This is a genomic window from Gilliamella sp. LMG 34359 (genome assembly GCF_984569085.1).
Genome location: NZ_OZ474906.1, coordinates 116,032 through 134,633, shown reverse-complemented (window position 1 = coordinate 134,633; position 18,602 = coordinate 116,032). Strand labels below are relative to the sequence as shown.

The window sequence follows — 18,602 nt, the reverse complement described above, 5'->3', positions numbered from 1 at the left end:
TTTGATAAAGCAGTCGGTACATTGAAGAATTTAAGACGATGAGTTAGTTGGTAAATATGAGATATTTGATACAACTAGTTTATTATTAAGTAATAATCCTAGTAATGAGTTTATCAGTTATTTAGAAAAAAATTACTATTTTATAAAAATCAAGATTTGAAAAAGGATCTTTACGAACTAATTAATATGATTAAAATGCATCTTTAAAAAGGAAAACTGAAACGGCCATTATCCAATGGTTACCACTACGATTATGATGATTCATTTGACGAATTATTTACTAAGATAAAACAGGCATTGAAACTTAAGCTATCCTATAAAGATGATAAGGGGTGTTTTGAAAATCATATAAAGGGGATCTTAAGTAATAATGCTATACAATGGAAACAATTAGTTTAGGCACCTAGTAAATTGCCTGACTGAATTATGGTTGCCATATAAATAAAATAGCCGAGTAACAAATTAACTTTTTCCGTCTTTTTATTGTTTAATTGTTAAATTCCCTTTTATTTACACAATTTGTTTTAGATTAAAGCTAATTTGTGAGCCCTTACCTTGTTCAGTAACAAATACCCCGACAGCACTAATCAATTGTTCATTATAGTAAATTAATGGAATACGAGTACGCTGCCAAGGGGGAATATGGTGTTCTTGCCACAATTTTTTTATCGATCGTGATCCTTTGCGCTGCACAATTTGAAATTGACCTTGGGCATGAAAACGCACCGAAACGTTTTCCTCTTTTTGTGGTAAACGACAAGTTAACTTGGTTTGATAATTGGACTGTAATATGCCTAAATTATCCGGCAAGCTTAGCGAAGTATTTAGATCCCAAGGCAAGATTTGCTGTTCAATATCTTGATATAGAGGCAATAAATAAAGTTGGTTTTGATAGCGGCGAATCTGTCGATTATGCAAAATAAATTGTGGATTAGCATCTTCTTTCGCTTGAATAACGGTTTGCCAAATTAGTGAGAGTTGCTTTTGACTTGGCATGCCGATATGTTGTTCTTTAAACCACATCCGCAATATTGCATTACGTTTATAATCTGAATAATCACGTAGTGGTTGGATATTAAGTTGTTTGGCATTGCCAATAATTTGCTTAAACTCTGACGATAAAAGCTCATGGATTAATGCTTCTTGCTGTTGACATAACTCGGCACTACGTGCCACCATTTGCGAGAAATGTGGCCAACGCTGATTAAGTGTTGGTAGTACCTTTAAACGTAAAAAATTACGATCGTAATGGTCATCTTGATTACTTTCATCTTCTATCCAAGTTAATTGGTGTTGATTGGCATACTGTTCAATCTCTTGACGAGATATCGTGAGTAGTGGCCGAAGATGTTGGCCATTTTCAAAAGGCATAGCGGATAACCCTGTTGGGCCACTACCACGCTTCAATGCCAGAAAGAAAGTTTCACATTGATCGTCAAGGTGCTGAGCTGTACATAACAACTCATCACTTTTTAAATGTCGATAAATAGCTTGGTAGCGAGCTTCTCTTGCTTGTTCTTCAATATTGCCCGCCGCTCTATCAAGTTTGACTTTTTCAATAATCAAAGGAATTTGCCAAACATTGCATTGTTGCAGGCAATGTTCCGCCCAACTATCAGCGTTTTTGCTTAAACCATGGTGAATATAAATGGCTCTAAGTTGTAAATTTTGTGACTTTTGTCTCAAGTTGACTAATGCTTGCAGTAAAACAGTCGAATCGACACCACCACTAAAAGCAACCAGTAGCGATTGTCGACCGTTTAGATGTTGTAAAATTGTTTGTTCAATAATACTTTTAGTCTTAGCTTGATTTTGATGACTCATCGGTTATCCATTTATACTAAACTTTGTAATGCATTAACTTTGTTTTTATGTAATTTAATTCTATCTAAGCCAGCAGAAAGATCGGCGATTAAATCATCAGGATCTTCAAGACCAATATGTAATCGAATTAATGTACCAGTGAAATCAATGCCCGATACCGGACGTATTTTTGCTAGATCTTCAGGTTGGTTGGCTAAAATTAATGATTCAAATCCACCCCATGAATACGCCATAGAAAAGTGAGTCATATTATCCAAGAAATCAGATAGTTGCACATCGCTTAAATGATCTTTAAGTACAAACGAGAATAGACCACTAGCACCACTAAAATCACGTTTAAAAAACTCATGTCCCTTACAACTTGCCAAAGCCGGATGATTAACAGTTGCCACTTTAGGATGATTAGCTAACCAGTTTGCCACTTTTAAGCTACTTTCGTGATGTTGTTTTAATCTAACCGCTAAGGTTCGCAATCCTCGTGCTGCCATATAAGCGGTATCGGCATCACACATTTGTCCCATTAGATAAGAACGTTCACGTAATTGATCCCAACAACGTTGATTAGCAACAGCAGTTCCTAACATGGCATCGGAGTGGCCGATTAAGTACTTAGTACCTGCTTGAATGGAGATATCAACATCGTGATCTAATGCTTTGAATAAAACGCCAGCACTCCAAGTGTTGTCCATCATAATGACAATTTCCGGATTTACCTTGCGAATCGCTTTAACAATTGCGGGTACATCATGCAGTTCCATCGTGATTGAGCTTGGTGATTCAAGAAATACCACTTTGGTATTTGGTTTAATATGATTCGTGATATAACGACCAATTAACGGAGAAAAATAATCGGTTTCTACACCAAAATCTTTGAGTATATGTTCACAGAATTCCTGTGTTGGCTCGTAACTGGCTTCTGAAACCAGAATATGATCACCAGTTTTTACAAAAGCTAAAATGGCATTTGCAATGGCTGCCGCACCGCAAGGATAGAGATAGCAACCAGCACCACCTTCAATTTCCACCATGGCATCTTGCAGGGCAAAATGAGTTAATGTGCCGCGACGACCGTAAAATAGTGCTCCTTTAGTGCGATTTTCCATCGCTTCTTTTTTGGCCTCAATTGAATCAAAAACCAGCGATGATGCTCGCTGAATAACTGAGTTAACTGCACTTTGGGTATAGCGTTTTTTTCGACCAGCATGAACTAATTTTGTTTGTAATGACATGATGTATCCTTAGTGATCTAATAATTTCGATAACAGTTAGCATAGCATGCTGTTAAAATAGTAAAAAATAATTTTTGTTTAAACTGACTTACACAACATGTTAATTGTCCAACTTGCCCATTTAGATACGATTGAAGTCAACTATTCGCTATTATCACCACAGGTCATTGATGATGCTGAATTATTAAAGGGTACACGTAAAAAACAGTTTTTAGTTTGCCGTTCAATGTTAGCGAGTTTGCTTAAACAGTATTGTCAAATTGATACTTTACCGAGCATGATAGTTGGCGATAATGGCCGACCTCGCTTTTTAGATAACCATTTTCCTGATTTTAATATTAGTCATAGCCAAGATTGGATGGCGGTTGCAATATCGCTAAATGGTCAAGTCGGCCTTGATATTGAAGTTGCTAGGCCTCGTAAAAATTATTTGAATGTCGCTGAAAGTATTTTTGCTAATGATGAATATCAATGGATGTTAAAACAACGTGATACTTTAACCGCGTTTTGGCAACTTTGGACATTAAAAGAGTCAGCTCTTAAATTATATGCCAAAGGCGTTTGGCAAATGAAATCGGTAAAAGTTGATGTCGCAAACCAGTTGATTACTGCGCCATTTGGACAGGATTTTTATTATCAATATCAGCAAGTGGCATCGGTTCATCTTGCCGTTAATCAGAATAAACCAATCAAAAAATTTATCCTGCAAACTTAATCTATTAATAATCTGCTACTAATGTGGTAGCAGATTAATATCATCAATTTACTCTTCGCTTGAGGTCGTTAGGCCTGATTCACTTAACGTTTTATTGAAGTCTTTATCCATAAAGAATAAATCACGTTTGTTTTCACCCACTAATTCGAGTTTATCAACAATGCTTTTGAAAAGTTTTTCTTCCTCATGTTGTTCAGCTACATACCATTGTAAAAAGTTGAAGGTTGAAAAATCTTTTTGGGTTAAAGCATAGTCAACAAGTTCATTAATTTCTTTGGTAATTTTAAGTTCATGTTGATATGCCGCTTTAAACACATCAAGTAGTGATTTATATTCTGATTCTGGCGCTGCAATTTTGCCAATAAGCGCTAACGAACCGCAATCTAACACATAATCAAATAAGCGTTCCATATGTTGCCGCTCTTCTCCAGCATGATCTCTTAAAAATTTTCCGAAAGATGGAAAATTTTGATCATCACACCATGCGCTCATTTGTAGGTAAAGGTTAGAAGAGTAGAATTCTAGATTTAATTGGTCATTAAGTTTTTTGACCATTTGGTTGGTTAACATTTTATTTGCCTCACATTGTTATTTTATTGTTTTCACTTCTCTGTCTTTAAAGATAATCTGATTATAATAAGAGCATGGAGATGACCCATCCCCTTAGGTTATTTATATCAGATAAATATCTTGAAGAATTTTCCTGTTTTTATCATCCAATTGATACTCTTTAGTTAACCAATCGTCGATGGTGGTATAGCGTTTTTTGATTTCATCAAGAGCTGCGGTTAAAAACTCTTGTTTAGCCGCAAAAATGATTTTCTGTTTCTCAAACTCTTCAGCCGATAATTTACTTTCATTTTGGCTGAGTATGGCTTGACGATAATCATTTAAATGGCGCTCGGTAAGTAAGTAATCTTGCATAACTATGTCTTCACTTACCCCCAATGCAAATAGGGTTAAAGCTACGCCAACACCAGTTCTATCTTTACCTACTGCACAATGTTGCACTAAGGGTTTTCCATTAGCACTAAGTAGTAGTGATGTTAACTTTTTATAAGCAAGATTATTAAAAGGTAATAATTGATAAAGTTTAATCATAAAATCAAACGGTGAATATTTTTTCATAACGAAAATATCATCACTGGTTAGGCTTGCTGTAATTTCATCACTTAATGGGTTTGCTGGCACATTAATATATTGACTGTTATTCCAAAGATTATCGGGATGACGATCAATTTCATGTTGATCACGATAATCTAATACATAATGCAAATTAAGCTCATCAGATAAAAAGTTTTTTTCACTATCATTAAGACGTGAAAATTCACCTGAACGATACAACATTCCTGTTCGAATTTGGCGACCATCACTGGTCTTAATGCCACCTAAGTCACGAAAATTGATGCCATTTGGGATTGGTACAACTGATGTCATTATAGGTCCTTATTTACGCTTAACTTTGCTTGCTATCTTAACATGTTTCTGATTAGAATTGATTTATCGTTTTTGCATTTTTATTGCTTGAGGAATTTATTATGTCGAGTTTATCTATATTACTTTCGGAAAAACCTGCACCATCAAAGTGGGGAAAAGAGGCGTTACTTAGTTTTTCAGATGATGCTGTTACCATTCATTATCAACCGGATCATCGACATGGCGCCATTCAGCGAGCAGCAAGAAAATTAGATAATCAAGGTATTAAGTCGGTTAAACTTAGTGGTGACAATTGGGATCTAGAATCGTGTTGGCATTTTTGGCTCGGTTATCGTAATGCCAAAAATAATAATAAAGTGAGTTGGGCAAAACTTAATAGCCAAGATAAACAAGAACTAAAATATCGCTTAGCAATTATTGATTGGTGTCGAGATATTGTTAATCAACAAGCAGAAACATTAAGTCCTCTAGAATTGGCCACGCAAAGTGCAAACTTAATCAGCAATTATTCCTCAGATATTACCTATAACATTATTTCCGGCGAAGCATTAAAAGAACAGGATTATATGGGAATTTATACGGTTGGCAAAGGATCTGATCGGCCGGCAGCGTTACTTGAGCTTGATTATAATCCGACTAACAACCCCAAAGCGCCAATTGTCGCTTGTTTAGTCGGTAAAGGTATCACTTTTGATTCTGGTGGTTATAGCTTAAAGCCAAGCAGTTTTATGGAATCAATGCGATCGGATATGGGGGGCGCGGCATTAGTAACTGGTGCTCTGGCACTTGCTATTGCCCGAGGAGTCAAACATCGTATTAAACTTTACCTATGTTGCGCTGATAATTTGGTGAGTGGTAAGGCATTTAAACTGGGTGATATTATCCGATATCGTAATGGTAAAACAGTTGAAGTGGATAATACCGATGCGGAAGGACGATTAGTTTTAGCTGACGGGTTAATTAGTGCGGACAGTGATAAGCCTCACTATATTATTGATTGCGCAACCCTTACTGGAGCAGCAAAAATTGCAGTAGGTAACGATTATCAATCATTACTCTCATTTGATGACAAATTTGCTAATCAATTATTGGCAAGTAGCCAAGCGGAACATGAAGCTTTTTGGCGATTACCATTAGCTGATTTTCATCGTAGCCAATTTCCATCATCGTTTGCGGATATAGCCAATTCAGGATTACCCAATACCGCTGGTGCCAGCACTGCCGCGGCATTTTTATCTCATTTTATTAAAAATTATAAACAAAATTGGCTACACATTGACTGTTCAGCGACATTCCGCAAAAGTGCCACCGCTTTATGGGCAACTGGTGCAACAGGTATCGGGGTAAGAACTCTGGCTAATTTGTTAACTATATTAAAATGATTAGTAATGATTTTATGATGCATTAAATAGAATTTTAAAAAAAGTTTATAAATATATAAGGAATATCATGAACATAAAAAAGTTACTATTAGTTATGCCCCTCTTGTTTTCTTTATGTTGTTTATGCGAGTGATTGCAAAACAGAAATTTGGCATAAAAATTATGAAAAGGGCTTTATTGCAATTGTATGTGCCCATGAAGCTGAACAAGGTCATTTTTGCGCACAATATAATTTAGCGCTTATATATGATCAAGGTGATGGTGTTGAGTAAAACAAATTATTAGCTAATGAGTATTTTAAACAGTCCTATGAGCAGGGTTTTGAAAAAGCTTGTAATAAATTAAAAAAATAATTTTATGATTTAATAAAAAACGACCTTAAATCATTAAGGTGGTTGCTTGAAGTGTTTAGTAATTCTAGAACAGCTTATTGTTTATCTTCAATTACTGTTGCTTTTTTTATATAGATTGGTTTAACAAAGACATTTTGACGTGATGCCATATGTTTGGTGACTCGTTAACAATTTTATCAACGATGTCCATTCCTTTAATGACTATACCAAAACAGTATAATCATATTGATCTGTTGATTGGTAATTAAGGAAATCAATAATAACGATTACTTTCGATATATATATTGGCAAATAAAAAATAGTAGTGTCTATTTTAACATGCATAGGAAATATAATGAAAAAACTAGTATCTTTAGGGTTATCAATTCTCCGTTTTTTTTCAAATTATGCTGGTCGATGTAAAACAGATGATGAACAAAAATACTATGAAAAATCCTTTACGCCATGTAAAGATGAAGCTGAAATAGGTTATGCTGAAGGCCTATATATTATAGCACTTATGTGTTATGAAGGTAATGGTGTACCACAAGATAAACAAACCGCTGCATTTTGGTATGAAAAATCAGCAGAGCAAGGTCATTTAGACGCCCAATATAATTTGGCACTTATGTATTATAAAGGTGAAGGCATAGCGCAAGATAAACAGAAGGCGGTATATTGGTTTACAAAAGCAGCAGAGCAAAATGATCCTGAAGCCCAATATGGTTTAGCACTTATGTATTATAACGGTGAAGGCATAGAGCAAGATAAACAGAAGGCGGTTTATTTGTTTACAAAAGCAGCAGAACAAGGACTATCCAGCGCACAACATAATTTAGCAGTTATGTACAAATATGGTGAAGGTATAGAGCAAGATAAACAGCAGGCGGTATATTGGTATACAAAAGCAGCAGAGCAAGGTTATTCAAACGCCCAAAATAATTTAGGGAATATGTATTATAACGGTGAAGGCATAGAGCAAGATAAACAGAAGGCGGTATATTGGTATACAAAAGCAGCAGAGCAAGGTTATTCAAACGCCCAAAATAATTTAGGGAATATGTATTATAACGGTGAAGGCATAGAGCAAGATAAACAGAAGGCGGTATATTGGTATACAAAAGCAGCAGAGCAAGGTTATTCAAACGCCCAAAATAATTTAGGGTTTATGTATGATAAAGGTGAAGGCATAGAGCAAGATAAACAAAAGGCGGTATATTGGTATACAAAAGCGGGGGAGCAAGGTGATTCAGGCGCACAACACAATTTAGGGGTTATGTATAATAAAGGTGATGGCATAGAGCAAGATAAGCAAAAGGCGTTTTATTGGTATGAAAAATCGGCGAAGCAAGGTAACCCTAATGCCCAAAATAATTTAGGGTTTATGTATGATAAAGGTGAAGGCATAGAGCAAGATAAACAGCAGGCGGTATATTGGTATACAAAAGCAGCGGAGCAAGGTGAGTCATACGCACAAAATAATTTAGGATTTATGTATGATGAAGGTGAAGGCATAGAGCAAGATAAACAGCAGGCGATATATTGGTATACAAAAGCAGCAGAGCAAGATTACCCTAATGCACAATACAATTTAGCACATATGTATGATGAAGGTGATGGCATAGAGCAAGATAAACAGAAGGCGGTATATTGGTATACAAAAGCAGCGGAGCAAGGTTATTCAGACGCCCAAAATAATTTAGGAAATAGGTATTATAAAGGTGAAGGCATAGAGCAAGATAAACAGAAGGCGGTATATTGGTATACAAAAGCAGCGGAGCAAGGTGAGTCATACGCACAAAATAATTTAGGATTTATGTATGATGAAGGTGAAGGCATAGAGCAAGATAAACAGAAGGCGATATATTGGTATACAAAAGCAGCGGAGCAAGGTTATTTAGACGCCCAAAATAATTTAGGGAATAGGTATTATAAAGGTGAAGGCATAGAGCAAGATAAACAGAAGGCGGTATATTGGTATACAAAAGCAGCGGAGCAAGGCGATTTATACTCCCAAAATAATTTAGGCAATTGGTATTATAAAGGTGAAGGCATAGAGCAAGATAAACAAAAGGCGGTATATTGGTATACAAAAGCAGCAGAGCAAGGTGATTCATTTGCACAAAACTGTTTAGCGCATATGTATGATAAAGGTGATGGTATCGAGCAAGATAAACAGAAGGCGGTATATTGGTATACAAAAGCAGCGGAGCAAGGTGAGTCATACGCCCAAAATAATTTAGGGAATATGTATTATAACGGTGAAGGCATAGAGCAAAATAAACAGAAGGCGGTATATTGGTATACAAAAGCAGCAGAGCAAGATTACCCTAATGCACAATACAATTTAGCGGTTATGTATGATGAAGGTGAAGGCATAGAGCAAGATAAACAGAAGGCGGTATATTGGTATAAAAAAGCAGCGGAGCAAGGTTGTTCTCAAGCACAAAATAATTTAGGGAATAGGTATTATAACGGTGAGAACATAGAGCAAGATAAACAGAAGGCGGTATATTGGTATACAAAAGCAGCGGAACAAGGTGATTTATACGCACAATATAATTTAGGGAATAGGTATTATAACGGTGAAGGCATAGAGCAAGATAAACAAAAGGCGGTATATTGGTATACAAAAGCAGCGGAGCAAGGTTGTTCTCAAGCACAAAATAATTTAGGGAATTGTTATTATAAAGGTGAAGGCATAGAGCAAGATAAACAGAAAGCGGTATATTGGTATACAAAGGCAGCAGAACAAAATGACCCTGAAGCACAATATAAGTTAGGAATTATGTATGATAAGGGAGATGGTGTTGCGCATGATAAATCTTTAGCTAAAGAGTATTTAAAACAGTCTTGTGATCTAGGTTTTGAACTAGCTTGTGAGGAATTAAGAAAATAATCCTATTATTCGATCAAAAACCACCTAAAATCACTAAGGTGGTTAGCTTTAAGTATTTGTTCATTTTATAACAATTTTTGTTTATCTTTAATCATTGTTACTTTTTTAACATAGATTGGCTCAACAGGCACACTTTGATGTTATCCCACGTGTTTGATTGCTACATTCATAATCCTTATTAACAATGTCTATTCCTTTAATGACTTTGCCAAAAACGGCATAACCATATTTTCTGGTAATCAAGAAAATCAATAACAACGACTATTTTGGATACATATATTTATATATAATAAGTAAAATAAAAAAATATTAATGTTTATTTAACATGTATAGGAAATACAATGAAAAAAATATTATCTTCAATAGTAAAAACGCTAAAAAAAACTTTATCTTCTGGTGAACAAAAAAAATATGAAAAAGCGTTTGATATATGTACACAAGAAGCGATGAATGGTGACTCTGACGCACAATTTAATTTAGGGCATATGTATTATAACGGTGAAGGAATCGAGCAAGATAAACAGAAGGCAGTTTATTGGTTTACAAAAGCAGCGGAGCAAGGTCATTCTAGCGCACAATACAATTTAGCGTTGATATATGATAATGGTGAAGGGGTAGAACAAGATAAAATAAAAGCAATAAATTGGTATACAAAAGCAGCGGAGCAGGGTATCTCCAGCGCTCAGTATAATTTAGGGTTTATGTATAATAACGGTGAAGGAATAGAGCAAGATAAACAAAAGGCGGTATATTGGTATACAAAAGCGGCGGAACAAGATCTTATTAATGCACAATATAATTTAGCACTTATGTATGATGAAGGTGATGGAGTAGAGCGAGATATACAAAAAGCTATTGAGTTATATGCCAAAAGCGCAGAACTGGGGCAATCCAATGCACAATATAATTTAGCTGTTATTTATGATGAGGGTGATGGTGTAGAGCAAGATAAGCAAAAGGCTATATATTGGTATACAAAAGCAGCAGAACAAGGCAATCCCGAAGCACAATATAATTTAGCCGTTATGCACAAATATTGTGAAGGTATAGAGCAAGATAGACAAAAGGCGTTATATTGGTATACAAAAGTGGCGGAGCAAGGTAACCCTAATGCACAATACAATTTAGCGGTTATGTATGATGAAGGTGATGGTATAGAGCAAGATAAACAGAGGGCGGTATATTGGTATACAAAAGCGGCAGAACAAGATAATCCTGATGCCCAAAATAATTTAGGGTTTATTTATGGTCATGGTGAAGGTGTAGAACCAGATAATCAAAAATCGGTATATTGGTATACAAAAGCAGCAGAACAAGGTCTATCCAGCGCACAATTTAATTTAGCACTTATGTATAGTGGTGATCATGGTATAGAGCAAGATAAACAAAAGGCGTTATATTGGTATGCAAAATCGGCGAAGCAAGGTAACTCTAATGCACAATACAATTTAGCGGTTATGTATGATGAAGGTGATGGTATAGAGCAAGATAAACAGAGGGCGGTATATTGGTATACAAAAGCGGCAGAACAAGATAATCCTGGTGCCCAAAATAATTTAGGGTTTATGTATGATAACGGTGAAGGCATAGAACAAGATAAACAGAAGGCGGTATATTGGTTTACAAAAGCAGCCGAGCAAGGAGCATCTGAAGCACAATTCAATTTGGCTATTAGATATCATAAAGGTGAAGGCGTAACACCAGATAATCAAAAAGCGATATATTGGTTTACACAAGCAGCGGAGCAAGGATACTTAAACGCACAATTCCATTTAGCGCTTATGTATTATTATGGGGAAGGTATTAAAATAGATAAGGAAAAAGCAGCTTTTTGGTTCATTAAAGCTTCGGAACAAGATTATCCCGATGCACAATCTATTTTAGCACATATGTACCGTAATGGAGACGGTGTAGAAATGGATAAGAAAAAAGCCGAATATTGGTTTACAAAAGCAGCAGGACGAAGTTGTCTTGATGCCCAATTAAGTTTAGCTAATATGTATAAGTATGGTGATGGCATCGAGCAAGATAAATATAAGGCGTTTTATTGGTATGAAAAATCGGCGAAGCAAGGTAACCCTAATGCACAATACAATTTAGCGGTTATGTATGATGAAGGTGATGGTATAGAGCAAGATAAACAGAAGGCGGTATATTGGTATACAAAAGCAGCAGAGCAAGGTGATTTATATGCACAATACAATTTAGCGGCTATATATGATGAAGGTGAAGGCATAGAGCAAGATAAACAGAAGGCGTTATATTGGTATACTGAAGCAGCAGAGCAAGGTTGTTCTCAAGCTCAATATAATTTAGGGAATAGGTATTATAGCGGTGAAGGCATAGAGCAAGATAAACAGAAGGCGGTATATTGGTTTACAAAAGCAGCAGAACAAGATAATCCTTATGCCCAAAATAATTTAGGGTTTATGTATGATAACGGTGAAGGAATAGAGCAAGATAAACAGAAGGCGGTATATTGGTATACAAAAGCAGCAGAGCAAGGTGATTCAGACGCACAACACAATTTAGGGTTTATGTATGATAACGGTGGAGGCATAGAGCAAGATAAACAGAAGGCGGTATATTGGTATGCAAAAGCGGCAGAACAAGATAATCCTGGTGCTCAATATAATTTAGCGGTTATGTATGATAACGGTGAAGGCATAGAGCAAGATAAGCAGAAGGCGGTATATTGGTATACAAAAGCAGCAGAGCAAGGCCATTCAAACGCACAAAATAATTTAGGGTTTATGTATGATAACGGTGGAGGCATAGAGCAAGATAAACAGAAGGCGGTATATTGGTATACAAAAGCAGCAGAGCAAGGTGATTTATATGCACAATACAATTTAGCGGCTATATATGATGAAGGTGAAGGCATAGAGCAAGATAAACAGAAGGCGTTATATTGGTATACTGAAGCAGCAGAGCAAGGTTGTTCTCAAGCTCAATATAATTTAGGGAATAGGTATTATAGCGGTGAAGGCATAGAGCAAGATAAACAGAAGGCGGTATATTGGTATACAAAGGCAGCAGAACAAAATGACCCTGAAGCACAATATAAGTTAGGAATTATGTATGATAAGGGAGATGGTGTTGCGCAGGATAAATCTTTAGCTAAAGAGTATTTTAAACAGTCTTGTGATCAACGTTTTGAAGCAGCTTGTGAAGAGTTAAAAAAATAATCCTATTATTTGATGAAAAACCACCTTAAATCACTAAGGTGGTTTGCTTGAAGTGTTTATTAATTTTACAACAACTTTTGTTTATCTTTAATTATTGTTACTTTTTTAACATAGATTGGCTCAACAGGCACACTTTGATGTTATCCCATGTGTTTGATTGCTACATTCATAATCCTTATTAACAATGTCTATTTCTTTAATGACTTTGCCAAAAACGGCATAACCATATTTTCTGGTAATCAAGAAAATCAATAACAACGACTATTTTGGATACATATATTTATATATAATAAGTAAAATAAAAAAATATTAATGTTTGTTTTAACATGTATAGGAAATACAATGAAAAAAATATTATCTTCAATAATAAACACGCTAAAAAAAACTTTATCTTCTGGTGACCAAGAAAAATATGAAAAAGCGTTTGATATATGTACACAAGAAGCGATGAATGGTGACTCTGATGCACAATTTAATTTAGGGAATGTGTATTATAACGGTGAAGGTGTAAAACAAAATATAATAAAAGCAGTAGATTGGTTTACAAAAGCAGCGGAGCAAGGTCATTCTAGCGCACAATACAATTTAGCGTTGATATATGATAATGGTGAAGGGATAGAACAAGATAAAATAAAAGCAATAAATTGGTATACAAAAGCAGCGGAGCAGGGTATCTCCAGCGCTCAGTATAATTTAGGGTTTATGTATAATAACGGTGATGGTATCGAGCAAGATAAACAAAAGGCGGTATATTGGTATACAAAAGCAGCGGAACATGATCATATTAATGCACAATATAATTTAGCACTTATGTATGATGAAGGTGATGGAGTAGAGCAAGATATACAAAAAGCTATTGAGTTATATACCAAAAGCGCCGAACTGGGGCAATCCGATGCACAATATAATTTAGCTGTTATTTATGATGAGGGTGATGGCGTAGAGCAAGATAAGCAAAAGGCTATATATTGGTATACAAAAGCAGCAGAACAAGGCAATCCCGAAGCACAATATAATTTAGCGTTTAAGTACGATGAGGGGGATGGTATAAAACAAGATAAGTTGAAAGCTATTTTTTGGTATACAAAATCCGCAGAGCAAGGTTATTTCAGAGCACAAAATAATTTAGGGTTTATTTATGGTCATGGTGAAGGTGTAGAACCAGATAATCAAAAATCGGTATATTGGTATACAAAAGCAGCCGAGCAAGGAGCATCTGAAGCACAATTCAATTTGGCTATTAGATATCATAAAGGTGAAGACGTAAAACCAGATAATCAAAAAGCGGTATATTGGTTTACAAAAGCAGCCGAGCAAGGATACTTAAACGCACAATTCCATTTAGCGCTTATGTATTATTATGGGGAAGGTATTAAAATAGATAAGGAAAAAGCAGCTTTTTGGTTCATTAAAGCATCAGAACAAGATTATTCCGATGCACAATCTATTTTAGCACTTATGTACTTCAATGGAGACGGTGTTGAAATGGATAAGAAAAAAGCCGAATATTGGTATACAAAAGCAGCAGAACAAGGTGATTTAACTGCTCAGCACAATTTAGCCGCTATGTATGATAGTGGAGATGGTGTTGAAATAGATAAGAAAAAAGCTGTATACTGGTTTACAGAAGCTGCAGCACAAGGTAATCCTTATTCCCAATATAATTTAGCGGTTATGTATAATGAGGGTGATGGTGTTGAGCAAAACAAATCATTAGCTAAAGAGTATTTTAAACAGTCTTGTGATCTAGGTTTTGAACTAGCTTGTGAGGAATTAAGAAAATAATCCTATTATTCGGTTAAAAACCACCTTAAATCACTAAGGTGGTTTGCTTGAAGTATTTGTTCATTTTAGAACAACTTTTGTTTATCTTTAATCATTGTTGCTTTTTTTACATAGATTGGCTCAACAGGCACACTTTGATGTTATCCCATGTGTTTGATTGCTACATTCATAATCCTTATTAACAATGTCTATTCCTTTAATGACTTTGCCAAAAACGGCATAACCATATTTTCTGGTAATCAAGAAAATCAATAACAACGACTATTTTGGATACATATATTTATATATAATAAGTAAAATAAAAAAATATTAATGTTTGTTTTAACATGTATAGGAAATACAATGAAAAAAATATCATCTTTAGGGTTATCAATTCGCCGTTCTTTTTCAAATTATGCCTGTCCGTGTAAAACAGATTGCCAATAAAAAATCATAAAAAGCCTTTGTTGGATGTGCACAAGAAACCAAACAAGTAAATGCTAATAGGCAAAATTAAATTATTTCGGAAATCACTTTAACCCCCCGTTTTTTATTAATAACACTCAATAATTGCTTTTTTTATTTGCCAATATTAAGAATAAGTTGATGCATTTATAATCTCAATAAAAATATCCATTCTGTTAATGATTTTTTTCAAAAAAACATAGCTATATTTTTCTATTGATTTATTATGAAAATAATATTAATAATTTTGTATCAATTTACTAAATACATTGATAGTTAATATCACTAAAATAATATCGGTAAAATAAACAAGTATTAATGTCTGCTGCAATAGGTATAAGGAAAACCATGAAAAAATATTTATCTTCTGGATTATTAGTTCTATGTTCTTTTTCAATTTATGCAAGCCAGTGCACTACATATATTGAACAAAAAAATTATGATAAAGCATTTGCTAAATGTACAAGAGAGGCGGCGAAAGGTAGTAATAAAGCTCAATACTACCTTGGGATTATGTATGATATTGGTAAAGGCGTCGTACAAGATCAACAAAAAGCCTTATTTTGGTATACAAAAGCAGCAGAGCAAGGTAATTCTAGCGCCCAATATAATTTAGCACTTAGGTATTATGAAGGTGATGGCATAGAGCAAAATAAACAAAAGGCTGCATATTGGTTTACAAAAGCCGCAGACCAGGGGGATGCTAAAGGTCAATATAATCTAGCGTTTATGTATTATAACGGAGATGGTATAGAGCAAGATAAACAAAAAGCTTTTGTTGTTTATAGCAAAAGTGCCGAACAAGGTATCCTCAAAGCACAATATAATTTAGCGATTATGTATGACGAAGGTGATGGCACCGAACAAGATAAACAAAAGGCGGTATATTGGTATACAAAAGCTGCCGAACAAGATCATCCTGGCGCTCAATATAATTTGGCTCTTAAATATTATAACGGTGAAGGTGTAGAGCAAGATAAACAAATAGCAGTATATTGGTATACAAAAGCTGCCGAACAAGGTGAGTCTAACGCCCAAAATAACTTAGCCTTTATGTATTATAAAGGCGATGGCGTAGAGCAAGATAAACAAATGGCGGTATATTGGTATACAAAAGCCGCCGAGCAAGGTTATGCTAACGCCCAAAATAACTTAGCTTTTATGTATAATAACGGAGATGAAGTCGAGCAAGATAAACCAAATGCGGTATATTGGTATACAAAAGCCGCCGAGCAAGGTCATTCTAGCGCACAATATAATTTAGCGCTTATGTATTACAGCGGTGATGGCATTGAACGAGATAAACAAAAAGCGGTATATTGGTATACAAAAGCCGCCGAAGAAGGTCATTCTAAAGCACAATATAATTTAGCGCTTATGTATTATAACGGTGATGGTATCGATCAAGATAAACAAAAGGCGGTTGATTGGTATACAAAAGCAGCAGAACAAGGATACTTAAGCGCACAATACAATTTGGCAACTATGTATGAGAATGGTGATGGAGTCAAACTAAACAAATCATTAGCTAATAAGTATTTTAAACAGTCTTGTGAGCTAGGTTTTGAAACAGCTTGTGATAAATTAAAACAGTAGTCCTATTATTTAATGCAAAATCACCTTAAATCATTAAGGTGATTTTTTGACGTGTTGATAAATGTTAGAGCAATTCATTGTTTATCTTCAATCACCATTACCTTTTTAATATATACAGGTGCATTTTGATATGAACCACCTAGAAGTTTAGTAGCTAGATTTGTAATTTTATCAATGATGTCCATTCCTTTAACATCTTTTCCTTAAACGGAATAACTATTGCTTCTGATAATTGATAATTAAAAAAAATCAATAACAATGGCTATTTACGATACATACATTTATATATAATGAGTAACAAAAAAATTAATGTCTGTTCTAATCTGTATAAGAAATACATTGAAGATAGTGTTATCTTCTGATTGCTAACTATTTTTTATTTATAAATTTAGTTGGGTGATGGAAAACAAAAGCTGCACGAAAATTATAAAAAAGCTTATGATAAATTAAAGCAATTAAACGAATAATTAAATTATTCTGCAAAATTACTTTAAATCACAGTTTTATCAAAATAGTATTCAATGAGTGATTTTTCTGTTTTTACCAAGATCAAAAATGAATTGATACATTTTTAATCTCAATCAAAATATCAATTCTATTAATGAATTTTTCTGAGAAAAAAAGTTATAGTTTTCTTTGATTTTTTTATACTAAATTCTATTAATAATTTTGTATAAATGATTTTAAATATATTGATAGTTAATATTTCAAAAATAACATTCAAATAATATAAATAAGTTTTCATATTGAATATAAGGAAAATTATGAAGAAAGGATTATTAGTCATCTTATCACTTTTATTTTCTACTATTGTTTATGCTAATCAATGCAGTAAATATTGGTATAAGGAAAATTATGAGAAAGCCTTAACTTTATGTAAAGTGGAAGCAGAGCAAGGTAATACTGAATCTCAATATTTTTTAGCGTATATGTATGATGTAGGTAATGGTACAGAGCCAGATAAACAAAAGGCGTTTTATTGGTATAAAAAAGCCGCGGAACAAGGTAACGTAGATGCACAAAACAATTTAGCGGTTATGTACAATGAAGGTGATGTCACCGAGAAAAATATACAAAAGGCGTTTTATTGGTATACAAAAGCGGCGGAGCAAGGTAATTCCATTGCACAAAAAAATTTAGCGCTTATGTATGATAAAGGTGATGGTATAGGGCCTGATAAGCAAAAGGCGTTATATTGGTATACAAAAGCAGCAAAACAAGATAATGCTGATGCACAATATAATTTAGCGCTTATGTATGATGAAGGTGATGGCATAGTGCCTGATAAACAAAAGGCGTTATATTGGTATACAAAAGCGGCAGAACAAGGTGAGTCTTACGCACAAAACAATTTAGCGATTATGTATGATGAAGGAAATGGCGTAAAGCCTGATAAGCAAAAGGCGTTATATTGGTATACAAAAGCGGCAGAACAAGGTAATGTTGACGCTCAATGTAATTTAGCGGCTATGTATGATGAGGGAGACGGCATAAAGCCAGATAAACAAAAAACGGTATATTGGTATACAAAAGCCGCGGAGCGTGGTGATGCTCAAGCCCAATATCTTTTAGCGTATATGTATGATAAAGGTAATGGTATTGAGCAAAATAAATCTTTAGCTAAAAAGTATTACCAACTAGCTTGCGAGCAACATTATGAAAAGTCTTGTGATAAATTAAATCAATTAACAGAATAATTAAATTATTTCAGAAAACATTTTAAATCACCGTTTTTCACAAAAAGCACTCTACGAGTGCTTTTTCTATTTTC

Annotated in this window: 11 protein-coding genes; 7 read left to right on the top strand and 4 right to left on the bottom strand. The window is 34.5% G+C overall.

Annotation, left to right across the window (positions count from 1 at the left end; translation table 11 throughout):
- Positions 1-510: 510 nt before the first annotated feature.
- Both tilS and metC read right to left on the bottom strand, forming a co-directional pair.
- Positions 511-1,824, bottom strand: a complete 1,314-nt coding sequence (gene tilS / locus AC5LXV_RS00670) for a tRNA lysidine(34) synthetase TilS (RefSeq protein WP_493467096.1) — start codon at positions 1,822-1,824, stop codon at positions 511-513.
- An 11-nt stretch (positions 1,825-1,835) separates the two neighbouring features.
- Positions 1,836-3,053 (bottom strand): cystathionine beta-lyase, encoded by a 1,218-nt coding sequence (gene metC / locus AC5LXV_RS00665; RefSeq protein WP_493467095.1) that lies wholly within the window; start codon positions 3,051-3,053, stop codon positions 1,836-1,838.
- A 97-nt stretch (positions 3,054-3,150) separates the two neighbouring features.
- Here metC and AC5LXV_RS00660 point away from each other — a divergent pair, with 97 nt between their 5' ends.
- Entirely contained in the window at positions 3,151-3,768 is a 618-nt protein-coding gene (locus tag AC5LXV_RS00660; RefSeq protein ID WP_493467094.1) for a 4'-phosphopantetheinyl transferase family protein, read from the top strand.
- A 48-nt stretch (positions 3,769-3,816) separates the two neighbouring features.
- On the opposite strand, the gene ftnA is transcribed toward AC5LXV_RS00660, so the two are convergent.
- Both ftnA and AC5LXV_RS00650 read right to left on the bottom strand, forming a co-directional pair.
- Positions 3,817-4,338, bottom strand: coding sequence for a non-heme ferritin (ftnA, locus tag AC5LXV_RS00655; protein WP_034884515.1), 522 nt, complete (start codon positions 4,336-4,338; stop codon positions 3,817-3,819).
- Between the two features lie 102 nt (positions 4,339-4,440).
- The gene (locus AC5LXV_RS00650; protein ID WP_493467093.1) at positions 4,441-5,205 is read right to left on the bottom strand and encodes a tyrosine-protein phosphatase; all 765 of its coding nucleotides are present in this window, start codon (positions 5,203-5,205) and stop codon (positions 4,441-4,443) included.
- Positions 5,206-5,306: 101 nt separating this feature from the next.
- On the opposite strand from AC5LXV_RS00650, the gene pepB reads away from it, so the two are divergent.
- The 6 genes from pepB (at position 5,307) to AC5LXV_RS00620 (ending at position 18,528) form a co-directional block, all read left to right on the top strand.
- Positions 5,307-6,587: an aminopeptidase PepB gene (gene pepB / locus AC5LXV_RS00645; RefSeq protein ID WP_034901472.1), complete on the top strand. Its 1,281-nt coding sequence runs from the start codon at positions 5,307-5,309 to the stop codon at positions 6,585-6,587.
- Between the two features lie 687 nt (positions 6,588-7,274).
- A complete protein-coding gene (locus AC5LXV_RS00640; RefSeq protein WP_493467092.1) occupies positions 7,275-9,818 on the top strand; it encodes an SEL1-like repeat protein in 2,544 nt (847 codons plus the stop codon).
- A 341-nt stretch (positions 9,819-10,159) separates the two neighbouring features.
- Positions 10,160-13,006, top strand: a complete 2,847-nt coding sequence (locus AC5LXV_RS00635) for a tetratricopeptide repeat protein (RefSeq protein ID WP_493467091.1) — start codon at positions 10,160-10,162, stop codon at positions 13,004-13,006.
- Between the two features lie 342 nt (positions 13,007-13,348).
- Complete coding sequence (locus AC5LXV_RS00630) at positions 13,349-14,791, top strand: SEL1-like repeat protein (protein ID WP_493467090.1); 1,443 nt, start codon at positions 13,349-13,351, stop codon at positions 14,789-14,791.
- 792 nt (positions 14,792-15,583) lie between these two features.
- Positions 15,584-16,831, top strand: coding sequence for an SEL1-like repeat protein (locus tag AC5LXV_RS00625; RefSeq protein ID WP_181415880.1), 1,248 nt, complete (start codon positions 15,584-15,586; stop codon positions 16,829-16,831).
- Positions 16,832-17,595: 764 nt separating this feature from the next.
- Positions 17,596-18,528: an SEL1-like repeat protein gene (locus AC5LXV_RS00620; protein ID WP_110432389.1), complete on the top strand. Its 933-nt coding sequence runs from the start codon at positions 17,596-17,598 to the stop codon at positions 18,526-18,528.
- The last annotated feature ends 74 nt before the right edge of the window (positions 18,529-18,602 follow it).

Bases quoted from the DNA above. Each gene is read 5' to 3' on its own strand.
- AC5LXV_RS00660 (WP_493467094.1), top strand. From the start codon at position 3,151: ATGTTAATTGTCCAACTTGCCCATTTAGATACGATTGAAGTCAACTAT.
- tilS (WP_493467096.1), bottom strand. From the start codon at position 1,824: ATGAGTCATCAAAATCAAGCTAAGACTAAAAGTATTATTGAACAAACA.
- ftnA (WP_034884515.1), bottom strand. From the start codon at position 4,338: ATGTTAACCAACCAAATGGTCAAAAAACTTAATGACCAATTAAATCTA.
- AC5LXV_RS00630 (WP_493467090.1), top strand. From the start codon at position 13,349: ATGAAAAAAATATTATCTTCAATAATAAACACGCTAAAAAAAACTTTA.
- AC5LXV_RS00640 (WP_493467092.1), top strand. From the start codon at position 7,275: ATGAAAAAACTAGTATCTTTAGGGTTATCAATTCTCCGTTTTTTTTCA.
- AC5LXV_RS00635 (WP_493467091.1), top strand. From the start codon at position 10,160: ATGAAAAAAATATTATCTTCAATAGTAAAAACGCTAAAAAAAACTTTA.
- AC5LXV_RS00625 (WP_181415880.1), top strand. From the start codon at position 15,584: ATGAAAAAATATTTATCTTCTGGATTATTAGTTCTATGTTCTTTTTCA.
- AC5LXV_RS00620 (WP_110432389.1), top strand. From the start codon at position 17,596: ATGAAGAAAGGATTATTAGTCATCTTATCACTTTTATTTTCTACTATT.
- metC (WP_493467095.1), bottom strand. From the start codon at position 3,053: ATGTCATTACAAACAAAATTAGTTCATGCTGGTCGAAAAAAACGCTAT.
- AC5LXV_RS00650 (WP_493467093.1), bottom strand. From the start codon at position 5,205: ATGACATCAGTTGTACCAATCCCAAATGGCATCAATTTTCGTGACTTA.
- pepB (WP_034901472.1), top strand. From the start codon at position 5,307: ATGTCGAGTTTATCTATATTACTTTCGGAAAAACCTGCACCATCAAAG.